The following is a 23346-nucleotide window of genomic DNA, read 5'->3' as shown; positions in this document are numbered from 1 at the left end:
TTCAGCAGGGCTGAAAAGTCAGCGATGCGTTTGGCGCGGGCTTAGAAGCTGGATTTTTCGGGCTTTTCGCTCGGGCTTGGACAGGGTCATCCGGTTCAAGCCCAGAAACGCGTCGCGCAGATGGTCGGGCTGCCCTTGGTTGGAATGTGGGGCCGGGTCCAGCTTGTCACGCACTTGCCCTGGAACGCCCGCCATATCCAAGATCGCCTCGGCGGTCCCGTGCGCGGTGCTGGCGAAATCCTCCAACGCGGCGGTCACGACTGGGACCGGGGACAAAGCGCCCGACATGCGTTGGGCTTCTTGTATCGGTCCGATCAAGGCTGGGAAGCGCGCCGCAAACGCGTCAAGGTCATCTGTCAGGTCGATCGAGCGCAGCAGGTGTCCATGCACCGATTTGATCCAGTCCTCGCGGTTGCGCGTGGTATAGAAAAACGTGATCTCGACCTCACGCCCGAACCGGCGGCGCAGCTCAGCGATAATAACGCGGGCCAGTTTCAAAGCAGCCTGATGATACGAGGTGATCATCCTGCCGCCCAGCTTTCGGTGCCCCGGCATCCCGCCCGAAAAACTCTCCCGCGACAACACGATCAACTTGTGGTCGGGGATCGACGAAAGAAACCTGCGAAAAGCCTTGCGAAACCTGTGCAGGCGGTGGGGAAACGGGCGTTGGGCATAAAGCCGCGCTGCCGCGCCTGCGTTCAGGAAATCCTGTTGGCCGTAATAGTCGAAATAGGGCGACAGGGCTGCACGGTTCTGGCTCAAGAAATTCTGCATGCTGGTCGTGCCGGTCTTGTGAAAGCCGGCATGGACAATGACATGCGTCATTCGGGAAAAATCCCTTCGGGCGGGTCCGCAACAACGCGACCAGCGCCCAGATCGACGGTCGGCACAGCCTCGAGGGTGAAGGGCAGCAATGCGTTGGTTTTCAAACCCGGCCCCTGCACTTCAAGCACATCGCCCGCGCCGTGATTGTGCACCGCAGACACCCGGCCTAATACGCGGCCACCAGTGTCGAGCACTTCAAGCCCGATAAGGTCGGCGTGATAATACTCGTCATCGGGTAGGCTGGGCAAGGCGTCACGGTCGGCAAACAGGCGCACGCCTTTCAAAGCGTCGGCGTCCTCTTTCGTCCTAACCCCGTCGATGGTGGCGGCGAACCCGTTTTTGATCGCGCGATCAAGGATCAGCGTAAACTGGCGGCTGCCATCTTCAGACCATAGCGGGCCATAGGTGCCGATCGCTTCGGGGTCGGCGCAAAAGCTTTTGACCCGCAACTCGCCTTTAACGCCAAAGGCACCTGCAATTGCGCCCACGCAAATTCGATCGTCGCTCATTTCCCACCTACGCAAATGCCCTGATCCACAGCACCGCCACGATCAAGGCAGCGGTCGATCATCGAGTTTCGTTCAAACAGCAACCCGGCAAGAAAGCCAGCGCCAACAATCAGGATCAACCGAAAGGGACGAAAAAGCAAACCCATGACACACCTTTCCTAGCTTATCCTCAGCGGCGTTCGACCAGAAGTGCGCCGCGCCGGGCTTCCCACCCGGATTGTTCCAGTTCGGGGCTGTCATCGACCGTTTCTGGCCACCCCAAACAGAAATACCCAACCAGCTGCCAATCTTTCGGTACGTCAAGGTCGCGACAAAGCTGGTCCGGGTCAAGGATCGACACCCAACCCAAGCCAAGTCCGCGTGCGCGCGCCGCCAGCCAGAACAACATGATGGCCGACACGACCGAATAGCGTCGCATCTCGGGCATGGTGCCTGCGCCCAGCTGGGCGCCTTTGTCTGTCGCTTCGTCGCTGAATACGGCCAATTGGATCGGGGCATCTTGCATCCCGGACAGCTTCAACCCGGCATAAAGCTGGGCCTTGTCACCGGAATACCCGCGCAACGCTTCATTGTTGGCAGTGCTGAAATTGGCCAACGCCGCAGCGCGCGCCTGCGCGCTGTCCACGCGGATCACCCGCCACGGTTCTGACAACCCCACAGAAGGGGCCAGCAAAAACGCGTCGAGGCACTCCTGCAGGAGCGCCTCGTCCACTGGGTCTGGGCGAAAGCGGCGCACATCGCGCCGCCAACGCATCAGATCTTCAAGATCCGACTGAAACGCCTTGGAAAAGGTGTGCATGTCAGATCCGCTCCTGCTTGGAAATAATTATTCAGCAGTTGCTTCTTCGGCGGGTGCCTCTTCAGCTGGGGCTTCGGCAGGGGCAGCAGCAGCTTCAGCAGCGGCAGCGGCTTTGTCAGCCTTTTCCTGTACGCGGTCTTGGGCTTTCTTGCCGGGCGCACCTTTTTTCAGGTTCGCGCGCTCTTTCTTCTCCAGAACGCCAGCAGCTTCAAGGAAGCGCGACACACGGTCAGACGGCTGCGCGCCTTGGTCCAGCCAGTACTGAACGCGTTCCATGTCCAGCTTTACACGCTCTTCCGAATCTTTCGGCAGCAGCGGGTTATAGGTGCCCAGCTTTTCGATGAAGCGACCATCGCGCGGCATGCGCGAGTCTGTTGCGACAACGCGGTAGAAGGGACGTTTTTTCGAGCCGCCACGGGCGAGACGAATTTTCATAGCCATGAGAGTTTTCCTTTTTACTAGCTATTTGAGCGGGGCCTGGCCCCAATCATTCTTGGTGTTTCTTGTGATGCCTGATCACCTCATCAATGATGAAGTTCAGGAATTCTTTGGCGAATTCGGGGTCCAGATCGGCAAGGCGTGCCAGGTCTTCCAGACGTTCGATTTGTTTGGCCTCGCGCGCCGGGTCAGAGGGCGGCAGGTCATGTTCGGCCTTCAGCTTGCCGACCGCCTGCGTGTGCTTGAAGCGTTCGCCCAGCGTATAGACCAGGATCGCATCCAGCCGGTCTATCGACTGGCGATGTTCTTTCAAAAGTTCATCGGCGAGGGTGACGGCGTCGGTCATTGGCAATCCTCCGGGGCTGGGTGTCGCCAGATTTCAGTCGGACCGTATTCCGGGTCTTCATACATGGCCTCGAAACGTGCATCCAAACGGCGCGCGACGGCTTTCGAGGCTTCGTTTTCCGGATCGATCTGCGAGATTGCCGTGTCCCAGCCAAGCGCGCCGTAAGCATGTGCCCGGGCTGCAGCTGCAGCCTCGGTCGCGTAGCCCTTGCCAATCGCATTTGGCATCAGGGTCCACCCGATCTCTCGCTCGGACCAACCATGCGGGAACCACAAGCCGACGCGGCCCTGATACGTGCCTGTCGCCTTGTCGTCGAGCGCCCAAAAACCGTATCCGCGCATCACCCAATGGCCCAGAATGGTTGCCAGCAACCGCCAAGTGCGGTGGGCTGGCATCGGTCCGCCAACGAACTTGGACGCGTCTGATGTATAGAAATCCGCCTCGGCGGTGAAGTCGGCTTCACAAGGCGCGCGCATAACCAAGCGATCTGTTGTCAGAACAGGAATGTTGAGCGAAAGCGTCATGAATACGCCTCCGGGCTGCCATCGCCGTCCAGCGCATAAGAGAAGACCAGCGACCCATCCAATGTACCGGTCTGTTGACCACCAAGCTTCGCGACCAGTGCCTGACTGGCGGTGTTGGCGGGATCGACATAGCTGACGATCATATCTGGCCCGATGCTGCGCAGATGCGCCAAGGCGGCATTGGCAGCTTCGAATGCAAAGCCCTGACGTTGGGCTTCGGGCGCGATGAAAAAGCCAAGCTCAATCGCTTGGTCGCCGGGTTCGACACCGGCGAAGACAAAGCCCACGATGGTGTCGTCGTGACACACGGTAAACATGCCGTCACCACGCAGGACCCATCCGGCGGCATAGTTGGTGAACTGTGCCCAGATATCCTCGTCACCCGGTGTCTGTCCCATGAACTTCGCTGAGGGCAGCGAGAACAGCCGTTGGAACACCGCGAAATCGTCCAGCACCGGCGCGCGTAGCACCAGCCGCTCTGTGCGCAGAACGGGAAGTGCCTTGCGGGCAGCTTCGGCGATATGGGCGCCGGGGCAGGGAAGGGTGACGGGCGATATCATGTTACTTTTTCTTCCCGAAACCAGACAGGCCGGAGGGCAGTCCCGCGCCACCAAGTCCGGGCAACTTGCCGCCCATGGCTTTGGCCGCTTGCTCAAGCGCTTTCGGGTCCATCGACGACGGGTCCATGCCGGGGGGCATTCCGCCGCCTTTGCCGAACATGCCAGACATGGCTTGTTTCAGCATCTTGCCTTTGCCCATCTTGCCCATCTTCTTCATCATGTCGCCCATCTGGCGCTGCATTTTCAGAAGCTTGTTCAGCTCGGACACTTCCAGCCCAGCCCCTTTGGCGATCCGTTTCTTGCGGCTGGCCTGCAGAAGCTGGGGGTTGGCGCGTTCGCGTTTGGTCATGGACTGGATCAGGGCGATCTGGCGTTTCAGAACCTTGTCATCCATGCCGGCGGCCTCGGCCTGTTTGGCCATCTTGCCCATGCCCGGCATCATCCCCATGACACCCTGCATGCCACCCATCTTGATCATCTGTTCCAGCTGCATCTTCAGGTCGTTCATGTTGAACTGACCTTTCTGGAAGCGCTTCATCATGCGCTCGGCCTGTTCGGCCTCGATGGTTTCCTGGGCTTTTTCGACCAGCGAAACGATGTCGCCCATGCCAAGGATACGACCGGCGATCCGCTCAGGTTCGAAGGTTTCCAGCGCGTCCATCTTTTCGCCAAGGCCGACATACTTGATCGGCTTGCCGGTGACAGCACGCATGGACAGCGCCGCACCACCGCGACCATCACCATCCATACGGGTCAGAACCACGCCAGAGATGCCGACCTTGTCATCAAACTCTTGCGCGACCTCGACGGCGACCTGCCCGGTCAGGCCGTCAACGACCAGAAGGGTTTCGCGCGGGGTGACAACTTTCGAGACCTGCTCGACCTCGTCCATCAGGACTTCGTCGATATGCAAACGGCCAGCTGTATCGAGCATATAGACGTCATAGCCACCCATGGTCGCTTGCTGTTTGGCGCGTTTCGCAATGTCGACGGGTTTTTGGCCCGGAACGATCGGCAATGTATCGACACCGATTTGCGTGCCGAGGATCGCCAACTGATCCATGGCGGCGGGCCGATAAACGTCAAGTGACGCCATAAGCACGCGCTTGCCGTCTTTTTCTTGCAGACGTTTGGCCAGTTTGGCGGTCGTGGTCGTCTTACCGCCGCCCTGCAGGCCGACCATCAGGATCGGGGCAGGGGGGGTGTCGATTTTCAGCGCGCCGGGCTCGCCTTCACCGGTCAGAACCTCGACCAGCGCGTCATGTACGATTTTCACGACCTGCTGGCCGGGCGTTACTGACTTGGTGACGGCCTGACCGGTGGCCTGTTCCTGAACTTTCTTGACGAAATCACGCGCAACGGCCAGCGAGACGTCCGCCTCAAGCAAAGCCACACGCACTTCGCGCAGCGCGGTTTTTACGTCATCCTCGGACAGCGCACCCTGTTTCGTCAGGCGGTCAAAGACACCGGATAGGCGATCTGACAGGCTCTCGAACATATCTCGGCTCCTTTGCCGTTTCATTTGCCCCATAGATAAGGGGCGGGCTGCGCAATTCCAAACTTCAAACCAAAAGCGCCCCTGTGGGCGCAACGCGCTGACAGAGGGCGATCCCGGCATAAGCCATGGGACCGGAAGCTATTCGACTCCCGGAGTTGGGGCGGAATTAGCCCGCTTGTCCTTTATTGTCAAGGAACGCCGGCCGATTTGGCGCAGCCCTAGCCGTTTGACCTGTGTCATAGAGCGACTCGCCAGCGACTCATAATGTTAAGGAGAAACTGAACACATAAACAAAGGAGCACCAAGATGTACAAGAATGTCCTCGTGCCAATCGCTCTGGATCATGATCGGGATACCAATGAAGCTTTGGAAATTGCCAAGGCGCTTTCAGCAAAAGGTGCGAAAATCACCGCACTCCATGTGATGGAAGAGGTGCCCGCCTATGTCGCCCAGTACCTGCCGGAAGGGCAGTTGGAAGACAATGTAAAGGAACTGGCGGCACGCATGAAAGAAGCGCTGGCTGGAGAAGCCAACATTGAAATCAAGGTTGTGTCCGGCCATGCGGGTCATGCCATTGTCGATTTCGCCAAACATAACGGCGTCGATTGCATCGTTGTTGCATCGCACCGGCCCGGCCTGACCGACTTTTTCCTTGGCTCGACCGCAGCCCGTGTCGTGCGTCACGCACCTTGTGCGGTGCATGTTTCGCGATAACGTGCTGATAACAAGATCGTGGGGAAAGCGGGCACTTGCGGCCCGCTTTTTCTTGACTACATTTCCTGCAGCAAGGCAGGAGGAGCCCGTTTATGAAATGCCCGATTGATGGAACCAACCTTCTGATGATGGATCGTCTTGGCGTCGAGATTGACTATTGCCCCGAATGTCGGGGTGTTTGGCTTGACCGTGGCGAACTCGACAAAATCATCGAAAAGGCGACCCCAGCCGTCGTGCTTCCCGATCCAGACCCGATCCCTGCACCGGCAACGCCCCCTGCTGCACCTGACCCTATCCGGGCAGAAGAACCCCGATCGGCACGTCATGACGACAAGCGGTATAAGAAGCCGTCCCGCAAAGATCGGCATCGCTATGACGACGACGATGACGATGACGACGAATATCGTTATGCGAAGCGCTTCAAGCGCAAGCGCGGCAAGTCGATCTTGTCCGAGATTTTCGACTTCGATTGATCGGTGATTGGTTCGGCCGGGGGTGAGCCATTTCCGCCCACCCCCAAATCTCGTATTCATCTGTCGCGCGAAAGGCTTTAGGCTTTCCTTATCAACAGGAGGAAGCCATGCCCAAGATCAGCAAAGCCCCCGATTATCAAACCGTTATCACCACGTTCGAAATGACACCCGGCACGTGTCAGGATCTGTTGGACGCGTTGACCGAGGCCTATCATCAGTTCATCTCGAAGCAGCCCGGTTTCGTGGCCGCTGGCCTGCATGTAAACGACGCCCAGACCCGGATCGCCAACTATTCCCAGTGGAAACGGCGAGAGGATTTTCAAGCCATGCTGCGCACCGACGAAATGCGCGAGCGCAACCGCAAGATCGCGACCCTGTGCAAAAGCTTCGAGCCTGTCATGTATGACGTGTTCGAGACATTTGACTGAGAGGGACTTCATGATGAAATACGCATTCGCTTTCCTGACAGCCGCGGTGTTGGCTGCGCCTGCATTGGCAGAGGGGGTGAATATCCGCCCCGATGTCGCCGCTGTGACCGTTGAAACCGCGTCCGGCCCGGTCGAGATTTCACGTAATCCTGATCAGGACAATCAAGTCACCGGCGAATGGGCGCGGACGTCGCGCCCGTGTCCGAATTTCTGTGTGCAACCGATGGTGCCTGCCCCCGGCGTGACACCTATTGGCGAGCTTGAGATGCTTGAGATGCTGCAAGACCCCGAGGTGATCGTGGTGGACAGTCGTGTGCCAGCCGATCATGTGGGTGGCACGATACCGGGCGCAATCTCTATGCCTTACAATGAAGCGGCCGATCGTCTTGATGAGCTGGGATGCGAGGTGGATTTCGACGGCTTCGATTGCGAAGGGGCCAAGCCTGTCGCGCTGTTTTGCAACGGCAACTGGTGTGGCCAATCTCCGACAGCCGCGCGCCGGATGATCGAAGCTGGCTATCCTGCTGAAAAAATACACTATTACCGTGGCGGAATGCAGGCTTGGCGACTGCTGGGCCTGACCGTTTCGGAACCCCAATAAATCCTTCGCGGTGGCGCGGCACGTTATCTGTCGCGCCAATGCCGCACTAAGGCAGCAAAACAAGCGCCCCATTGACCCCACACCACGCCGCCCCCAAGTTGTGGGCAATGATTGGAGGCAGCCTATGCCGCATAAGACACAAAAACGACGTTTCGGGGTTCTAACAGCAATGCTTTTGGCGGCGACGACGATGTCGTTTGCATTTGCGACCGGTGCCCGCGCGCAAGAGCTTATCGGCTCATATGTCGCCTATATCGGCCAGCCGGACCTGTTTAATTCCAAGGGCGCGCGATTGACGGAACCCTGGCAGATTCTGCGTCAGGATCGCGCGAATTTCCATCGGTTCGGTATCAGTCAGCCGGGCGACGAATTCGACCCGTTCTTCGGTTCGATCGGCAATCGCGAGATCATGGAACGTATGGTGATGAATGGCTCGATAGAGCCGCAGGCCGCCAAACGTCTGGTGGAAGGAGGGGCGGTTGTTTTCGTGCGTATTTTTGGCTCGGGTTCTACCGGCACCTCGGTCAAAGTGACTGTCGCGAAATAATCCGTCGCACCCTGCGCGCCACATAAAGCCCCAGCGCGGCGGCCTCTCTGACATATCCTCGAAAAATCCGAAGCGCCGAAGCTGGCTTGAGGGCAGGCGATGCGCTTTGCACCCGCAGACCAAGCTCGCGTGCGGTCACCCGTGCCCGAAACGCGTGGTATTTGTCGGTGACCAATGTGACGTCTGCTTTGGCTGGTAGAAGAGGTTTGGAATTTTGCAAATTTTCCAACGTGTTGCGCGACTCTTCTTCGATCTGAATGGCGGCAAGCGGCACTCCGGCGGTGGTGCAGATGGCAGCGATCACGGCAGCTTCGCTGCGGCCTGCGCGCGGGACGCCGCCCGATGCAATTATCTGATCGACCTGACCCTGCAAAAACAGGTCAGCCGCCAAGACCGCCCGCCGCTGCAATGCAGGTGACGCGGTTCCATCTGGGCGCACCGCCGCCCCAAGAACGATGGCGACACGCGTCATTCGCGATAAGTCTGACGGCAAGCCTTGATGGCTGGGGCGGCTTTGCGCTGCGCCTGCGCGAGTTTTGATTTCAAACTGGCAAGCTTGACCTTCTCATTACTGATATCAACGGTGACAGGCGTTTCAATCTGACGAAATGCGGTCCGGTGACAGGTGTAAGGGCGCCGCTTGCTGTCATAGCAGACCCGTGTGCTGGGGACGGGAATCGACTGCCTGTGTAGCGCATAGCCGCGCGCAATCGTGGCTTCCGTCTCTTTGATCTGGGCTTGCAGGGTACGCAGATCTGCAGTTGCGCCAGCGATACATTGTTGTTGTGGCGTGGCGCAGGCAGAAAGGCCCAACAGCAGGGCCAGACCGGCAAGGACGGACGCGCGGCTTTTAAAGGTCATCTGACGGGTTCCTTTTGGGTTCTTTCGATAGGCCCGATATTAACTTTTGCTGGCGCCTTGTAAAAGGACATAGACCGTCGCACCCCGCCAACTAGTGATTGATCCAGCGTACCCGCGACACCCCAATGGTCGACATCCGCTTGTGCGCCACGCCGCGCCCGGCTATCTCTGCCCGAAAGGAGCGGGTCATATGGCAAGAGAAGCGAGCGCCTCGAGCGTCGAAATGGACGAACGCGAGAAATCCAAACGGATCGGAGCGCTGGCTGGGCTATGGCCGTTCATGAGCCCTTATCGGTTGTGGATTCTAGCGGCGTTTTGCGCGCTGATGTTTACCGCCGGTATCTCGTTGATCCTGCCCATTGCGGTGCGCCGGGTCGTTGATGGGTTTGGCGAAGCGACAAGCCAGCTCTTGGACAAATACTTCCTTGCGGCCTTGATGGTTGCCAGTTTGCTCGCTCTTGGAACGGGGCTTAGGTACTATCTGGTCACGCGCTTGGGCGAACGGATTGTGGCCGACATCCGCAAAGCCGTCTTTGCCCGTGTGGTCGGGATGAGCCCTGCTTTTTATGAAAAGATCATGACCGGCGAAGTGTTAAGCCGCATCACCACCGATACGACGCTGATTCTGTCGGTGATCGGATCGTCGGTATCTGTGGCGCTACGCAACGTGTTTATCTTCCTTGGTGGCATTGTGCTGATGCTTCTGACGTCAGCCAAACTGACCGGGTTGGTGCTGTTGATCGTGCCGCTGGTGATCGTTCCGATCATCGTCTTGGGCCGCCGGTTGCGCGTATTGGGGCGTGAAAATCAGGAATGGATCGCCAAAAGTTCGGGCAACGCGTCCGAGGCGTTGTCATCTGTTCAAACCGTGCAAGCCTTCACCCATGAAGATCTGAGCCGGGTTTCGTTCTCGGATCTGACCGAAGAAAGCTTTCTGTCCGCCAAACGGCGTATCCTGACCCGCGCGGTGATGACCGTGATCGTCATTTCTCTGATCTTTTCGGGCGTGGTTGGGGTGCTTTGGATTGGCATGCGTGATGTGACCGAAGGTGCTGTAACCATCGGTGCCTTGGTGCAGTTCGTCATCTACGCGGTGATGGTGGCCGGGGCCGTAGGTGCCTTGTCCGAGATATGGAGCGAGCTTCAGCGCGCTGCCGGTGCCACCGAACGTTTGGTCGAGCTTCTGAACGCCGAAGACATGGTGAAAGACCCCATCGACCCCGTGGCCATCACCGACCGCCCCAAGGGCGCGATCGATTTCGAGGATGTGACATTCCACTACCCCGCGCGGCCGACGCAAGCGGCGCTTGAGGGCGTGACCCTGAATGTTGCCCCGGGTGAAACCGTGGCGCTTGTCGGTCCCTCAGGTGCGGGCAAGTCCACGATCATTCAGCTGATCCAGCGGTTTTATGATCCAGAAGCGGGGGCGGTGAAGTTGGACGGCACCGATCTGCGTGACATGCGGCGCGACGATTTCCGCCAATATGTCGCCCTGGTGCCGCAGGATGCGGTTATCTTTGCGGCCTCCGCCCGAGAAAACATTCGCTTTGGGCGGCCCGAGGCCACGGATGCCGAGGTCGAAGCCGCCGCACAGGCTGCCGCAGCACACGAGTTTCTGGATAAACTGCCAGAAGGCTATGACACCTATGTGGGTGAACGCGGCGTGATGCTGTCCGGCGGTCAAAAGCAGCGGATCGCCATTGCGCGGGCTATTTTACGTGATGCACCCATCCTTTTGCTGGACGAGGCGACATCAGCGCTGGACGCCGAAAGCGAGCGACTGGTGCAGCATGCGGTGGACGAACTGGCCCAAGGGCGCACCACTTTGATTGTCGCGCACCGTCTGGCAACGGTTAAGAAAGCTGACCGTATCGTCGTCTTTGACGAAGGCCGGATCGTCGCGCAAGGCACCCATGATGAGCTGGTGGCACAAGACGGGCTTTATGCGCGTTTGGCCCGCCTGCAATTCACCGAAGGCATGGGCTGAGCCTCTGGGCGATGGCGGCAGATCGCACGCCTCCGCCAACCTCTCCTAGCGTCACCTTATTTCGCCACGTCACGTCACACTTGCGGGGTTTGGGTTTTCGCATCATTCTTATGATCAAATGACAGTCCGAAAATACGGACGCAGGGGAGGATATGGAATGTATGATTTTGCCTCAATGAAAGACCGCAATGCGGTCGAGGCCGAGATGAGTTGGGACGTGCGCGACAAGCCCGTTACGCTTTATCAAATGCTAGAGCGGACGGCGAGGAAGTTCCCGCAACGGCCTGCGGCGTCCTATCAGCTGACGTCGGGACCCACCGATGCCAAGGAAACTGTCACTTGGCAGCAGGTACTGGACCGTAGCTGCCAGGCGGCCAACCTGTTTCGGTCTTTGGGCATTGGTGAAAACGACGTGGTCGCCTTCCTTCTGCCCAATAGCAACGAGACGATTTACACACTGATGGGCGGCGCGATCGCCGGTATCGTCAACCCGATCAACCCGCTTTTAGATGCTGAACAGGTTTCTGGGATCCTGCGCGAGACGAATGCCAAGGTTCTGGTCACGCTGAAGTCTTTCCCGAAAGCTGACGTTGCCCAACTAGCGGCCAAGTCCGTCGCGATGGCCCCGAATGTGAAAACGGTGCTTGAGATCGACCTCAACCGGTATCTCAACCCGCCCAAAAGCTGGCTTGTGCCGCTGCTGCGGCCAAAAAACCCGGTGACGCACAAGGCGAATGTTCTCGATTTTGTCGCAGAGATGAAGCGGCAAAACACGACGCTCGATTTTGAAGACAAGGCGGAAGACAGGGTTGCGGCCTATTTCCACACCGGCGGCACCACTGGCACGCCAAAGGTGGCACAGCACAAGTATTCAGGCATGGTTTACAACGGCTGGCTTGGGTCAAGCCTGTTGTTCGATGAAAACGATGTAATCATCTGCCCCTTGCCGCTGTTTCACGTTTTTGCAGTGCATGTGATTTGGATGTCGGTTCTGATGGCAGGCAGCCATTTCGTCCACCCAACGCCTGCGGGGTATCGCGGCGAAGGGGTGTTCGACAATTTCTGGAAGTTGATCGAGCGGTATAAAGTCAGTTTCATGATCACGGTGCCCACCGCGATCTCGGCCCTGATGCAGCGGCCAGTAGATGCGGATGTGTCGTCACTTAAGACGGCGTTTTCTGGGTCGGCACCGCTTCCGATAGAGCTTTACAACCGCTTTGTCGCCGCAACCGGCGTGAACATTGTCGAGGGCTATGGGTTGACCGAAGCAACCTGCCTTGTGTCCTGCAACCCGCCGACAGGAGATAAAAAGATCGGGTCGGTCGGTGTGCCATTTCCTTACACGGATGTGAAAATTCTGACCTGCGATGATGCAGGGACCATTCTGAAGGAACATGACGTGGACGAAGTGGGCGAGATTTGCCTGTCAAATCCCGGAGTGTTCGCGGGCAATACGTATACCGAAGCGGCCAAGAACGATGGACTGTTCGCTTCTGGTACCCATCTACGCACCGGCGATTTGGGTCGCCTTGATGAAGACGGCTACCTGTGGATTACCGGCCGCGCCAAAGACCTGATCATTCGGGGTGGACACAACATCGACCCCGCTGAAATCGAAGAGGTTCTGGCCGGGCACGAAGCGGTTGCGATGGTGGGCGCCATTGGTCAGCCCGACAGCTATTCGGGCGAACTGCCTTGCGCGTATGTTGAGCTCGTGGGCGGGGCACAAGTCACCACCGATGAGCTGATGGATTATGCGAAGAAACACATCCACGAGAAAGCTGCGCTGCCCAAGCATATCGAGATTCTGGATGAACTGCCCAAGACTGCCGTGGGCAAGGTGTTCAAGCCGGACCTGCGGAAATCCGCGATCACCCGCGTCTATAACAAGGCTTTGGCGGATGCGGGTCATACGGCACATATTGTGGAAGTTATCGACGACAAGAAGCGTGGTCTGGTGGCTCGGGTGCGGGCAACGGGTGAAGTGGATCACGAAGCAGTGGCGCAATGCTTGGGTGAATTCACCCGTCCGTTCGAGTGGATGGACTAAGCCTGGACGTTACTGGTTTGGCTGGCAGTTCTCATTGGCTGCCAATATGGGCTGAGCGAAACAAGAATGGCGCGCCAATCCGGCGCGCCATTTTGGTTTCAGACGGTGTCTGGGTGATCAGAAGCGGAAGGTTCCACGCAACTGAATGGTGGTCGCGTCCACATCGATCCCGCTTCCATTGAAGTCCGCAAACTCGTGATACAGAACTTCAGCGCCTAGATTGAAGGAACTCGTAACGCGCTGTTCATAGCCAGCACCCACGAAGTAGCCGTCGCTGTCACCCAGCGTATCGGTATAAGCGTTGGCATAGCCCGCGGTTGCATACAGCAAGCCGTCACCCATCTTGTAACCGCCACGCGCCTTAACGCGCAGGACGTTCTCAAGCGTCGCGGCACCTGCCAGATCAACGCCTGCCCAATCATAGTCGATACCGACACCTGCAACCCAGTTACCCATATCAAAATCGTACCCTGCGGTCAGGCCGCCGATGACGCCGTTGCCCTCGATGCCCGCAGCACTGGTGCCAACATCAGCATACCCGATTTGGGCACCGACATAAGCGCCGGTCCAGTCTGGCGTCGCGGCAGGTGCGGCGGAATAGGCGATTGTAGGCTCAGGCGTGGCCTCGGTCAGGCTGCCTGCAAACGCGCTTGACGCAGATAGTGCAACCGCTGCTGCTGCGAAAGATAATTTCTTCAACATGTGTTCCATCCTCTCGTTGTCTGTAGCTTTGATACGAGGCGTAACCGCCTCTGGATCATATTTAAGAACGATTGGCCCGTTTTTTAAGGGGTATGAACATGCGGTCCGGCTAGGGTGGCAGGTCTTTGCTCAGGCCCTGTCACGCAGCGAATTGTTAGCAAGCCAACAGAAAGGGGCGCGATATTGCGCCCCAATCCGTCGTATGACCGCTGTTTCCTGTAGGCGGATTAAAGGGTTAGTGCAGCTTACCAGACAGATCGATGGACACGACCTGATTGTCTATCCCGTCAATCTCCATCACCCGACCTGCGGCGCTGGCGTCCAGCCCCAGCCGTTTGGACCAGCGCGGCCAACTGGCGGGGATCAGGCCCAGAACTCGGGTCGCACCAAGGTCGCGTGCGGATTTGGTCATCTCGGCGATCAGGTGGCCATGGACCACGCGGCGCATCCGCTGCGGGGTATCGTGTGCCACGAACACACGACTGCTTTCCCACGTGTGCTCAGCCACCGGGGCTTCTTCGTAAAGAAGGTCCGACGGGATCGACTCCAACAGCCCCAACTGAGCGTCACGGATCATGTAGGTATAGATGCCGCACCGCGCGGTTGTGGGGGTCAGTCGAATGCCTGCCAGCACCCGCCCGAATTCGTGCACCGCCACCCAGCGACTGGCTGGGGTGTCGTATTGGTCAAATTCCATCCCCATCGCTTCGGGCAGGTCCCAGCGGTTCTGTACAATGAAACTTTGCCGTCTAGCGCGAAGTAGATTAGCAAATAACTCGCCATAGTTGTGTAGATTGGCGAAAGAAAGTGTGGTCGTCTGCATGACATCCTCCAGTTTGGTTGAAAAAAACGGGAAGCACGCCCTGGCGACAGCCGGGTTTAGATCAGCCGATAATCCTTAGCTCTTTGAATGGCCTCGGCCGATGTGCGTGCGAACAACTTCTTGCGGGCAGAGGATAGACGCGCCTTCAACGCGCTCTCCGAAATGCCCAGCACAACCGCACCGTTCGCATAACGCTCACCCGAGGCAAGCACTTGAAGTGCTTCAATCTCGGCCTTGGTCAATGTGTCGGGGGGTTGTGAGACGTGGTGAAGCCGAAGCACGACACCGCTGATCGCGGCGATCTCTTCATCGTTGAATTCCCGGTCAGCCCGGGCCAAACCTGCAACTGTCCGCGATGAGATATCACCACAGGACACGCAGACGCCATAGACCAGCCCGTGGCGCGCAGCATCTTTCATGATGTTGAACGGATCAGGCAGATCGATATCGCTCCAACGGGTTGCCCCGGTGCGCGATATTCCCCAGGCGATCATCGGGTCACGCAAGGCATAGGCATTGCGTGTATAATGATCGGACCAGGTTTTTGGGTATGTTTGGAAGGTCAAGAGAGGTGCGGCAAAACGGATATGCAGCCCGACGAAATATCCCGCCGAGGCCATAGTTCCCAATTCGTTTAGCAGCGAGTCGATCGCTTGATTCCGGCTCATGGTTAAATCTTGGTTACACCGATGAGAAAAACAACCCTAAATTGTATTAGAATTTTCAGCACAATTATTGGATGTGTCAAAAAAGCCCAACGACGCAAGGTCACATCGAACAAAACATGATGCAAGTGCAAACCTACGTGTTTAAAAAAATTTCAACCCAAGATTGTCCACTGTGTTCATCCGGGGGACAATGAGCTTTCAAAGCTACCATTGCTTCGATATGCGAAAGGGTGTGCGCAGGGGATCCAAAAAAGAGAATCTGGCTGGGTTTGACGAAGTGTGAAACCTTTCAGAGAATGTTGCGCCCGGGCGGAAATGAACCCGAACCATTTTCAAAAAAGGTTTTCAACTTTCCCATGCACATCCTCCCTCCGCTTCTCTCCCCGCGTTCAGCCCCGGAGTTATGATAGCGGGGCTTGAGTAGAACTATGACAGTGGTCGTATCGCCTTGAACTTGTTGGTCCTGCCTGTCTAGCATTAGGCCACAACCAAGTTACTCCGCTCACGAAGGTATGCTTTGATCGACAATGCCCCCCAGATACAGCGCCGTCGTGTGCCGGAAATTGACATAGCTCGGACATTCGCCCTTGCGTCGATGATCGTCTTTCACTTTGCATATGACCTTTCGTTGTTTGGCTTTTTACCGCCGGACACCATGATCCAGCCCGGCCCTAGATTGTCAGCACAACTCATTGCGGGAAGCTTCTTGTTCCTCTCCGGCATCAGTCTGTGGTTGGCGCATTGTGGCGGCATAAAATGGAGGCCGTTCCTGCGCCGGTTAGGCATCTTGATCCTCGCTGCCGCCGCCGTCTCATTGGTTACGCGTTTGGCAATGCCCCACGAATGGGTGCGCTTCGGAATTTTGCACTCAATCGCCGCTTCGACTGCCTTGGCGCTGTTGTTTCTAAACGCGCCCATACCCGTGCTGGTGTTGGTCGTGATTGCAACTCTGGCGATGGGACAAGTTAATCTGTCGGCATTTGATGGCCCGCTTTGGCTTTGGACTGGTTTGGGCGCGACATTGCCATTTATGATGGATTACGAACCCATTTTCCCTTGGTTCGGCATATGCCTGTCGGGAGTCCTTTTTGCGCGGCATTTTAGTGGCAAACTCACGTCGGTGCTTGATGGCTCAGACAGATATGTCCGGCTGCTGAGTTGGCCAGGCAAGCACAGTTTGTCGATCTATCTCGTGCACCAACCCATTTTGTTTGGGGCGGTTTACGTCACCAGCCAATTTCTTCAGAATTAACGCCCAAAGGGCAACGTCGCAAAATATTCAGAAGGCTTACACTTCTTGACGCCATTGAGAGGCTTACAGAGAGTTTAGAAGGGGTGCGGGCTATACTAAAAGCCACGGTGCCGCGCCTCACTGTCACGCCTGAGGCAATTAGCCCTTTGTTTTACAGCATCTTTTTGATCTGAAAGGGGAATAAATGGTGCTGCTGGAGAGAATTGAACTCTCGACCTCTCCCTTACCAAGGGAGTGCTCTACCTCTGAGCTACAGCAGCGCCTTATCGTGGGCGGCTGAGTAGCTCTAATCTGCGCGCGACGCAAGCGCATTCTGGACCCTTTTTTATACCTGCGTTACAGAAGGGATTATGGAGCGTAAGAACATACCCCAGAAACCCTCGAAAAAAGGGACTGATCGCGACCAGCGGCTGAAAGCTGCGCTGAAGGCCAACATGGCCCGGCGCAAGTCTCAGGCACGGGCGCGCGCAGATCATGGGGATAATCGGTCGCAAGACACAAAAGAAGAATAGAAAAGGCGGGCAGATGGATTCGATAGTTGTAACCGGTGGTGGTGAACTGCACGGCGAAATACCAATCGCGGGGGCGAAGAATGCGTGTCTGACGCTGATGCCCGCGACGCTTTTGTCGGAAGAGCCTTTGACGCTGACCAACGCACCGCGCCTGTCAGATATCAAAACGATGACCGAGTTGCTATCGTCGCTGGGGGCTGAGGCGACCTCGATGCAAGACGGACAAGTGCTTGCGATGTCGTCGCATGACATTAACAACCACGTGGCCGACTATGACATCGTGCGCAAGATGCGCGCCTCCAACCTTGTACTTGGGCCTATGCTGGCGCGCCTAGGTCATGCGGTCGTTTCGCTGCCGGGCGGTTGCGCCATTGGCGCGCGGCCTATGGACCTGCATATTTTCGGACTGGAAAAGCTGGGTGCCGAGATCGAGTTGAAAGACGGTTATCTGCACGCCAAGGCGCCACGCGGCCTGAAGGGGGCCGAGATCGACCTGACCTTTGCGTCGGTGGGCGCGACGGAAAACATCCTGATGGCAGCCACGCTGGCCAAGGGCACGACGGTCATTCGCAACGCCGCGCGCGAGCCGGAAATCGTGGATCTGGCGGATTGCTTGCGCAAGATGGGCGCGCAGATCGACGGTGACGGCACCTCCGAGATCGTCGTTCAGGGCGTTGATCGGCTGCATGGGGCGACACACCCGGTTGTGACAGACCGGATCGAGCTTGGCACCTATATGCTGGCCCCGGCCATTGCGGGCGGCGAGGTTGAATGTCTGGGTGGCCGCATTGATCTGGTCAAAAGCTTTGTCGAAAAACTGGATGCAGCTGGTATTCAGGTGGAAGAAACCGCGCGCGGCCTGAAAGTGGCTCGCAAAAACGGGCGCGTATCCGCTGTGGATGTGACGACCGAGCCGTTTCCCGGTTTCCCAACTGACCTACAAGCCCAGATGATGGCGATGCTGTGCATCGCTGATGGGACCTCGGTCCTGCATGAAACCATTTTTGAAAACCGTTTCATGCACGCGCCGGAACTGACGCGCATGGGCGCGAATATCGAAGTGCATGGGGGCACCGCCACAGTGCATGGCGTGAAACGTCTGAAAGGAGCGCCTGTGATGGCAACGGACCTGCGCGCATCTGTGTCGCTGATCCTTGCCGGGATGGCTGCCGAAGGTGAAACAGTTGTCAGCCGCGTCTATCACCTTGATCGTGGGTATGAGAAGGTTGTGCGCAAGCTGTCCTCGATCGGGGCGAAAATCGAACGGATCAAAGAATGACCGACAATCAGCAAGACGCAAAATTCGAGGATGGCGGCGAGGCACCGCTGCGCCTGTTGGCCATGGACGCGGACGATCTAGGCGTGATCAGTGCGCTGGTTCAGGACGCAGTGTTCCCCGCATCCGAAATGGCCTGGGATGCGCCGCACCGGCGCTTTGCGCTGCTGTTGAATCGCTTCCGTTGGGAGGACGCGCCTGCCGCGAAACGCCGCGCGCGTCCGGTTGAGCGGGTGCAATCGGTGCTTTCCGTTACGGATGTACTGAAAGTGCAAAGTCAGGGGGTTGAGCGCGGCGATAAGGATATGATTTTATCGCTTTTGTCCATGTCATTTACCGCTGGCGAGGACGGGATGGGGCGGTTGGAGCTGGTTCTGGCTGGTGATGGCGTGATTGCGTTGGATGTCGAGACGTTGGATGTCACATTGCAAGATGTTACCCGCCCCTATGTCGCACCATCGCGCCACACACCGAAGCACCCGGAATAAGTTATGCCCCATTTCCTGAACTCCTCCGACGCCGATTTCGAGGCGCGCTTTGCCGAGCTTCTGTCGATGAAGCGCGAGGACAGCCCAGAGGTCGACGACATCGTTGCGGGTATCATCGCTGATGTGCGGTCGCGCGGCGACGCTGCAGTGATCGAGCTGACATCGAAGTTTGACCGGCTGGACCTGACCCCTGAAACGTTGCGCTATTCGCCCGAGGAGATCGAAGCGGAATGTGCCAAGGTTTCGGATGAAGACCGGGCCGCGCTGGAACTGGCCGCAGATCGCATCCGTGCTTATCACGCCAGACAGATGCCGGACGACCAATCGTGGACGGACGAGGCGGGGGCAGAGCTGGGCTGGCGCTGGTCGGCTGTCTCTGCGGCTGGTCTTTACGTTCCCGGCGGATTGGCGAGCTATCCGTCTTCTGTTCTGATGAATGCGATCCCGGCCAAAGTGGCGGGTGTCGAACGGCTGGCGATCACGGTGCCAACGCCTGACGGAATCGCAAACCCGCTGGTTCTTCTGGCTGCGCGGATCGCTGGGGTTGACGAAGTGTATCGGATCGGGGGGGCGCAGGCCGTCGCCGCTTTGGCCTATGGCACCGACACAATCGCGCCGGTCGACAAAATCACGGGCCCCGGCAACGCCTTTGTTGCCGCTGCTAAGCGTCGCGTGTTTGGCAAGGTCGGGATCGATATGATCGCGGGCCCGTCAGAAATTTTGGTTATTGCGGACGCGTCCAACGACCCGGATTGGTTGGCCCTGGATCTGATGAGCCAAGCCGAACATGACGAAAGCGCGCAATCTTTGTTGATCACCACGGACGAAGCCTTCGGGCGCAAAGTGGCCGCCGCCGTCGATGCGCGGCTTGAAACACTGGAACGGCGCGAGATTGCGGGCGCGAGTTGGCGCGATTTCGGTGCGGTGATCACGGTTGCCAATCTGGACGAGGCTGCGGCCCTGTCCAACCGGATCGCGCCTGAACACCTTGAGCTTTGCGTGGCCGACCCGGACGCGCTGTCCGCCAAATGCGTTCATGCAGGCGCGATTTTTCTGGGGCAGTGGACGCCCGAGGCGATCGGCGATTATGTCGGCGGCCCAAACCATGTGTTGCCCACCGCCCGGTCTGCGCGGTTCAGTTCTGGCCTGTCCGTGATGGATTTCCTGAAACGCACGACGCTTGCCCGGATGACGCCCGCCGCCCTGTCTGCGATTGGCGCGGCGGCAGAGACACTCGCAATTTCCGAAAGTCTTGAAGCGCACGGATTGTCTGTGCGTGCCCGGCTTGACGCCCTTAACGATTGACCTACAGAGTAGCGCAATGACAAAAAACCGAATTAACGACATTCAGATCGATGACAGCGGGCTAGCCGCACCAACTCCTGCAATTGAGCAGGAGCGCAAAGTCGCCATCTTTGACCTGCTGGAAGATAACAGTTTCGAGCTGGCCAGTCGTGATGATCAGACCCCGCCTGACGGTCCGTATAATCTTGGTTTGGCCATTCGTGATAAGCGACTTGTCGTCGATGCAAAGACCGAGACAGGCGACCCGGCGGCCGAGTTCCACCTGTCGCTGGGGCCCTTCCGTCAGGTGGTGAAGGACTATTTCGCGATCTGCGAAAGCTATTTTGATGCGGTGAAGAAGTTGCCACCCAGCCAGATCGAAGCGATCGATATGGCCCGGCGCGGCATCCACAACGAAGGCGCGCGTGTCTTGCAGGAACGGCTGGAAGGCAAAGCCAGCATCGACATCGACACCGCCCGCCGCCTGTTCACCCTGATCTGCGTCCTACACTGGGGTTAAGATGGGTTCAGAGCTTCCCCAATCTGTGCTGTTTTGCTGCGACCACAACGCTGTGCGGTCGCCAATGGCCGAGGGGATGATGAAAGCCTTCTATGGGCATGACATCTATGTGCAATCCGCGGGCGTCCACAGCGATATGGAGATTGACGGCTTTTCGATCTCGGTCTGTCAGGAGTTGGGCATCACGTTGTCCAACCATCGTGTGCGCAGTTTTGACCAGATGGAGGAATGGGGCGACGATCTGTCGAGCTTTGATCTGGTCGTCGCGCTGTCCCCGGCCAGCCAACGCCGCGCGCTTGAACTGACCCGCCTATTTCATCTGGACGTCGAGTATTGGCCAATTTTGGATCCCACGGGTCTTGGTTCGCGGCGCGAGGAAAAGCTGACCGCTTATCGCCAGACGCGTGATCAGATTCGGGGCCATATTTTGGCGCGATTTGGCGACCCGGCCCCGCTTGGGGACGAAACCAGCACCTAATCTGTGATCCTGCCGGATTTCCCTTGAAAATCTGAAAGTTTGGCCCCATTTAGTAGGCGCTCACGACGGGTGAGTGAAAATACAGGAGTGAACATGGCCAAGGAAGAACTGCTCGAATTCCCCGGTGTCGTGAAGGAACTCCTGCCGAATGCGACATTCCTGGTCGAGCTGGAAAACGGCCATACGATCATCGCTCATACGGCAGGAAAGATGCGTAAAAACCGCATTCGTGTTCTGGCTGGCGACAAGGTGCAGGTCGAAATGACCCCCTATGATCTGACCAAAGGTCGGATCAACTACCGCTTCAAGTAAGCGGTCTGCCGGGCATGCCGCGCCCCAAACTGATTCTGGGCTCTGGAAGTCCAAGACGGGCCGAGTTGCTAGGGCAGCTCGGCCTTGTCGCGGATGCCGTACGGCCACCCGATGTGGACGAGACCCCCAGAAAGGGCGAGGCGCCTTTGGAATACTGTCGTCGGATCGCCGGGGCCAAAGCGGCTGCGATGGATGTGGCGGCGGACGAGGTTGTCTTGTGTGCCGATACAACGGTGGCGCTGGGCCGCCGCATCATGGGCAAGCCCGAGGATGCAGCGCAGGCGGCGGAGTTTCTGCTGGCCTTGTCCGGGCGGCGCCATCGCGTCATCACGTCGGTCGTTGTGCGCAATGCACAGCAGACATGGGCCCGCGATGTCGTGACGACCGTCAAATTCAAACGCCTGTCCGATACCGAATTGAACGCCTATCTCGCCTCCGATGACTGGCGCGGCAAGGCAGGCGGTTATGCCATTCAGGGGCCAGCCGGAGCGTTCGTCACATGGCTGCAAGGCAGCTATACCGCAGTCGTTGGACTGCCAGTGGCCGAAGCTGCCGCCCTGTTGGTGGCCGCCGGTTACCCGCTCTATGGAGACTGCACATGAAAGGCAGCGTGATCGCGCTTGACCGTTACAAAGGTCGTCTGGCCGCCGCGCATATCGTTGATGGCCGGCTGGAAGATCTGTTGATCGAGCCTCCAGAGAACGTAACGCTGCCCGGCGCGACCTTCCGCGCCATTTGTGATCGTCCGTTGAAAGGGCAGGGTGGAATGATACTGCGCCTGCCGGATGGTGAAACCGGGTTCTTGCGGCAAGGCAAGGGGCTAAAACCAGGCCAGCCGATACTGGTGCAGGTCACCGGGTTTGCCGAGGACGGGAAAGCCGTTCCGGTCACCCAGAAGCTGCTGTTCAAAAGCCGTTTCGCGATCGTGACCCCCGACGCACCAGGCATCAATGTCAGCCGTTCGATCCGGGACGATGACGCCCGCGTGCGCTTGCTGGAAATCGCCCATGAGGTGATGGATGGCGCAGCGGAAGGTCTGATCCTGCGATCTGTTGCGGCGACCGGATCGGATGATGAGATTGCCGACGATATTGCGCAGATGCTGACCCTGTCGCGTGCTGTACGCGAGGATGCAGATGGCCAGACACCTGAACTTCTGATCGACGGCGCCGACCCGCACCATCAGGCGTGGCGGGAATGGGCAACTCCAGATCAGCTTGACGACGGTGAAGGTGCCTTCGCTCGCCATGATGTCGCCGACCTGATTGCCGAGTTGCGCAGCGCGCGCGTCCTGCTACCCGGCGGGGCCTATGCTTTTGTCGAACCCACGCGGGCATTGATCGCGGTGGATGTGAATACTGGTGGAGACACCAGCCCGGCGGCGGGTCTTAAAGCCAACATTGCCACCGCACAGGCCTTGCCGCGCGCATTGCGGTGCCGCGGATTGGGTGGGCAAATTGTCGTGGATTTCGCCCCAAGCCCAAAGAAGGACCGTCGCCAGATCGAACAAGCCCTGCGCACGGCGTTTCGCCCAGACGGAATTGAAACGTCGCTGGTCGGCTGGACCACACTTGGCAACTTTGAGTTACAGCGCAAACGTGAACGCATGAGCCTGCGCGCCTGTCTGGAGGGCACCAAATGAGCTGTCCGATCTGCGAAAAGAAGACCGATCCGAAATATCGCCCTTTTTGTTCTCGACGCTGCGCTGATGTGGATCTGGGCCGATGGTTGAACGGCTCATACGCTGTCCCGTCCGAGGACCCGGAAGACCTTGAGGAAGCCGCCGACGCGCTGCTGAACGAGACGCGTGAGCAAAGCCACGGCCCGCACTGAAAATCCTGCATTTTTGCTCTGGACACCGCCCGACCCCC

At 58.1% G+C, this 23346-nt stretch carries 31 protein-coding genes and 1 tRNA gene; 17 read left to right on the top strand and 15 right to left on the bottom strand.

Annotated elements, in window-relative coordinates:
• Positions 1-18: 18 nt before the first annotated feature.
• The 9 genes from K3556_RS11770 to ffh are packed head-to-tail and all read right to left on the bottom strand — an operon-like array spanning position 19 to position 5499.
• Positions 19-825 carry a hypothetical protein gene (locus K3556_RS11770; protein ID WP_260516972.1) on the bottom strand — a complete coding sequence of 269 codons (807 nt, stop codon included), beginning with the start codon at positions 823-825 and terminating at the stop codon, positions 19-21.
• Positions 822-1334 carry a ribosome maturation factor RimM gene (rimM, locus tag K3556_RS11765; protein WP_260516971.1) on the bottom strand — a complete coding sequence of 171 codons (513 nt, stop codon included), beginning with the start codon at positions 1332-1334 and terminating at the stop codon, positions 822-824. Before rimM ends, K3556_RS11770 begins: the two co-directional genes overlap by 4 nt.
• Positions 1331-1480: a hypothetical protein gene (locus tag K3556_RS11760; RefSeq protein ID WP_260516970.1), complete on the bottom strand. Its 150-nt coding sequence runs from the start codon at positions 1478-1480 to the stop codon at positions 1331-1333. Before K3556_RS11760 ends, rimM begins: the two co-directional genes overlap by 4 nt.
• A gap of 23 nt (positions 1481-1503) precedes the next feature.
• Positions 1504-2133 carry a 5,6-dimethylbenzimidazole synthase gene (bluB, locus tag K3556_RS11755; protein ID WP_260516969.1) on the bottom strand — a complete coding sequence of 210 codons (630 nt, stop codon included), beginning with the start codon at positions 2131-2133 and terminating at the stop codon, positions 1504-1506.
• A gap of 27 nt (positions 2134-2160) precedes the next feature.
• Positions 2161-2574 carry a 30S ribosomal protein S16 gene (rpsP, locus tag K3556_RS11750; protein ID WP_260516968.1) on the bottom strand — a complete coding sequence of 138 codons (414 nt, stop codon included), beginning with the start codon at positions 2572-2574 and terminating at the stop codon, positions 2161-2163.
• A gap of 46 nt (positions 2575-2620) precedes the next feature.
• Positions 2621-2917: a chorismate mutase gene (locus K3556_RS11745; protein ID WP_260516967.1), complete on the bottom strand. Its 297-nt coding sequence runs from the start codon at positions 2915-2917 to the stop codon at positions 2621-2623.
• Entirely contained in the window at positions 2914-3441 is a 528-nt protein-coding gene (locus K3556_RS11740) for a GNAT family N-acetyltransferase (protein WP_260516966.1), read from the bottom strand. The genes K3556_RS11745 and K3556_RS11740 overlap by 4 nt, the downstream gene beginning before the upstream one ends.
• On the bottom strand, positions 3438-4001 hold the full coding sequence (locus K3556_RS11735; protein ID WP_260516965.1) for a GNAT family N-acetyltransferase: 564 nt from the start codon (positions 3999-4001) through the stop codon (positions 3438-3440). The genes K3556_RS11740 and K3556_RS11735 overlap by 4 nt, the downstream gene beginning before the upstream one ends.
• Position 4002: 1 nt before the next feature.
• On the bottom strand, positions 4003-5499 hold the full coding sequence (gene ffh, locus K3556_RS11730) for a signal recognition particle protein (protein ID WP_260516964.1): 1497 nt from the start codon (positions 5497-5499) through the stop codon (positions 4003-4005).
• 306 nt (positions 5500-5805) lie between these two features.
• Between ffh and K3556_RS11725 the strand changes: the two genes are divergently transcribed.
• The 5 genes from K3556_RS11725 to K3556_RS11705 all read left to right on the top strand — a co-directional run bounded on the left by K3556_RS11725 (position 5806) and on the right by K3556_RS11705 (position 8262).
• A complete protein-coding gene (locus K3556_RS11725) occupies positions 5806-6213 on the top strand; it encodes a universal stress protein (protein ID WP_260516963.1) in 408 nt (135 codons plus the stop codon).
• Between the two features lie 92 nt (positions 6214-6305).
• Positions 6306-6686 carry a zf-TFIIB domain-containing protein gene (locus K3556_RS11720; RefSeq protein ID WP_260516962.1) on the top strand — a complete coding sequence of 127 codons (381 nt, stop codon included), beginning with the start codon at positions 6306-6308 and terminating at the stop codon, positions 6684-6686.
• Positions 6687-6793: 107 nt separating this feature from the next.
• Positions 6794-7114, top strand: a complete 321-nt coding sequence (locus K3556_RS11715; RefSeq protein WP_260516961.1) for an antibiotic biosynthesis monooxygenase — start codon at positions 6794-6796, stop codon at positions 7112-7114.
• A gap of 13 nt (positions 7115-7127) precedes the next feature.
• Positions 7128-7715 carry a rhodanese-like domain-containing protein gene (locus K3556_RS11710; RefSeq protein WP_260516960.1) on the top strand — a complete coding sequence of 196 codons (588 nt, stop codon included), beginning with the start codon at positions 7128-7130 and terminating at the stop codon, positions 7713-7715.
• 124 nt (positions 7716-7839) lie between these two features.
• On the top strand, positions 7840-8262 hold the full coding sequence (locus K3556_RS11705; protein ID WP_312847260.1) for a hypothetical protein: 423 nt from the start codon (positions 7840-7842) through the stop codon (positions 8260-8262).
• On the opposite strand, the gene K3556_RS11700 is transcribed toward K3556_RS11705, so the two are convergent.
• Entirely contained in the window at positions 8240-8734 is a 495-nt protein-coding gene (locus K3556_RS11700; RefSeq protein ID WP_260516959.1) for a YdcF family protein, read from the bottom strand. The genes K3556_RS11705 and K3556_RS11700 overlap by 23 nt on opposite strands.
• The gene (locus K3556_RS11695) at positions 8731-9123 is read right to left on the bottom strand and encodes a hypothetical protein (RefSeq protein WP_260516958.1); all 393 of its coding nucleotides are present in this window, start codon (positions 9121-9123) and stop codon (positions 8731-8733) included. The genes K3556_RS11700 and K3556_RS11695 overlap by 4 nt, the downstream gene beginning before the upstream one ends.
• A gap of 190 nt (positions 9124-9313) precedes the next feature.
• Between K3556_RS11695 and K3556_RS11690 the strand changes: the two genes are divergently transcribed.
• Both K3556_RS11690 and K3556_RS11685 read left to right on the top strand, forming a co-directional pair.
• Positions 9314-11110, top strand: coding sequence for an ABC transporter transmembrane domain-containing protein (locus tag K3556_RS11690; protein WP_260516957.1), 1797 nt, complete (start codon positions 9314-9316; stop codon positions 11108-11110).
• 157 nt (positions 11111-11267) lie between these two features.
• Positions 11268-13160: an acyl-CoA synthetase gene (locus K3556_RS11685; protein ID WP_260516956.1), complete on the top strand. Its 1893-nt coding sequence runs from the start codon at positions 11268-11270 to the stop codon at positions 13158-13160.
• Between the two features lie 117 nt (positions 13161-13277).
• On the opposite strand, the gene K3556_RS11680 is transcribed toward K3556_RS11685, so the two are convergent.
• From K3556_RS11680 to K3556_RS11670, 3 genes are all read right to left on the bottom strand, one after another.
• Positions 13278-13862, bottom strand: a complete 585-nt coding sequence (locus tag K3556_RS11680) for an outer membrane protein (protein ID WP_260516955.1) — start codon at positions 13860-13862, stop codon at positions 13278-13280.
• Between the two features lie 235 nt (positions 13863-14097).
• Positions 14098-14685, bottom strand: coding sequence for an acyl-homoserine-lactone synthase (locus K3556_RS11675; RefSeq protein ID WP_260516954.1), 588 nt, complete (start codon positions 14683-14685; stop codon positions 14098-14100).
• Between the two features lie 56 nt (positions 14686-14741).
• On the bottom strand, positions 14742-15353 hold the full coding sequence (locus K3556_RS11670; RefSeq protein WP_260516953.1) for an autoinducer binding domain-containing protein: 612 nt from the start codon (positions 15351-15353) through the stop codon (positions 14742-14744).
• 517 nt (positions 15354-15870) lie between these two features.
• Between K3556_RS11670 and K3556_RS11665 the strand changes: the two genes are divergently transcribed.
• Positions 15871-16605 (top strand): heparan-alpha-glucosaminide N-acetyltransferase, encoded by a 735-nt coding sequence (locus K3556_RS11665; protein ID WP_260516952.1) that lies wholly within the window; start codon positions 15871-15873, stop codon positions 16603-16605.
• Between the two features lie 185 nt (positions 16606-16790).
• On the opposite strand, the gene K3556_RS11660 is transcribed toward K3556_RS11665, so the two are convergent.
• Positions 16791-16865: transfer RNA gene (locus K3556_RS11660), tRNA-Thr, on the bottom strand.
• A 265-nt stretch (positions 16866-17130) separates the two neighbouring features.
• On the opposite strand from K3556_RS11660, the gene murA reads away from it, so the two are divergent.
• The 9 genes from murA (at position 17131) to K3556_RS11615 (ending at position 23308) form a co-directional block, all read left to right on the top strand.
• Positions 17131-18396, top strand: coding sequence for a UDP-N-acetylglucosamine 1-carboxyvinyltransferase (murA, locus tag K3556_RS11655; RefSeq protein ID WP_260516951.1), 1266 nt, complete (start codon positions 17131-17133; stop codon positions 18394-18396).
• Entirely contained in the window at positions 18393-18881 is a 489-nt protein-coding gene (locus K3556_RS11650; RefSeq protein ID WP_260516950.1) for a DUF2948 family protein, read from the top strand. Before murA ends, K3556_RS11650 begins: the two co-directional genes overlap by 4 nt.
• Before the next feature lie 3 nt (positions 18882-18884).
• Entirely contained in the window at positions 18885-20186 is a 1302-nt protein-coding gene (hisD, locus tag K3556_RS11645) for a histidinol dehydrogenase (protein WP_260516949.1), read from the top strand.
• Positions 20187-20202: 16 nt separating this feature from the next.
• Positions 20203-20685 (top strand): UPF0262 family protein, encoded by a 483-nt coding sequence (locus tag K3556_RS11640; protein WP_260516948.1) that lies wholly within the window; start codon positions 20203-20205, stop codon positions 20683-20685.
• Position 20686: 1 nt separating this feature from the next.
• Positions 20687-21163 carry a low molecular weight phosphatase family protein gene (locus K3556_RS11635; protein WP_260516947.1) on the top strand — a complete coding sequence of 159 codons (477 nt, stop codon included), beginning with the start codon at positions 20687-20689 and terminating at the stop codon, positions 21161-21163.
• Between the two features lie 93 nt (positions 21164-21256).
• A complete protein-coding gene (gene infA / locus K3556_RS11630; RefSeq protein ID WP_008186030.1) occupies positions 21257-21475 on the top strand; it encodes a translation initiation factor IF-1 in 219 nt (72 codons plus the stop codon).
• Positions 21476-21489: 14 nt separating this feature from the next.
• Positions 21490-22077, top strand: coding sequence for a Maf family protein (locus tag K3556_RS11625; RefSeq protein WP_260516946.1), 588 nt, complete (start codon positions 21490-21492; stop codon positions 22075-22077).
• Entirely contained in the window at positions 22074-23117 is a 1044-nt protein-coding gene (locus tag K3556_RS11620) for a ribonuclease E/G (protein WP_260516945.1), read from the top strand. The genes K3556_RS11625 and K3556_RS11620 overlap by 4 nt, the downstream gene beginning before the upstream one ends.
• Complete coding sequence (locus K3556_RS11615) at positions 23114-23308, top strand: DNA gyrase inhibitor YacG (protein WP_260516944.1); 195 nt, start codon at positions 23114-23116, stop codon at positions 23306-23308. The genes K3556_RS11620 and K3556_RS11615 overlap by 4 nt, the downstream gene beginning before the upstream one ends.
• The last annotated feature ends 38 nt before the right edge of the window (positions 23309-23346 follow it).

It is taken from the genome of Aliiroseovarius sp. M344, from assembly GCF_025140835.1.
Classification (GTDB): Bacteria; Pseudomonadota; Alphaproteobacteria; order Rhodobacterales; family Rhodobacteraceae; genus Aliiroseovarius.
Note: the sequence above shows the minus strand (reverse complement) of the source record. Positions and strands in the feature narration are given on the sequence as shown.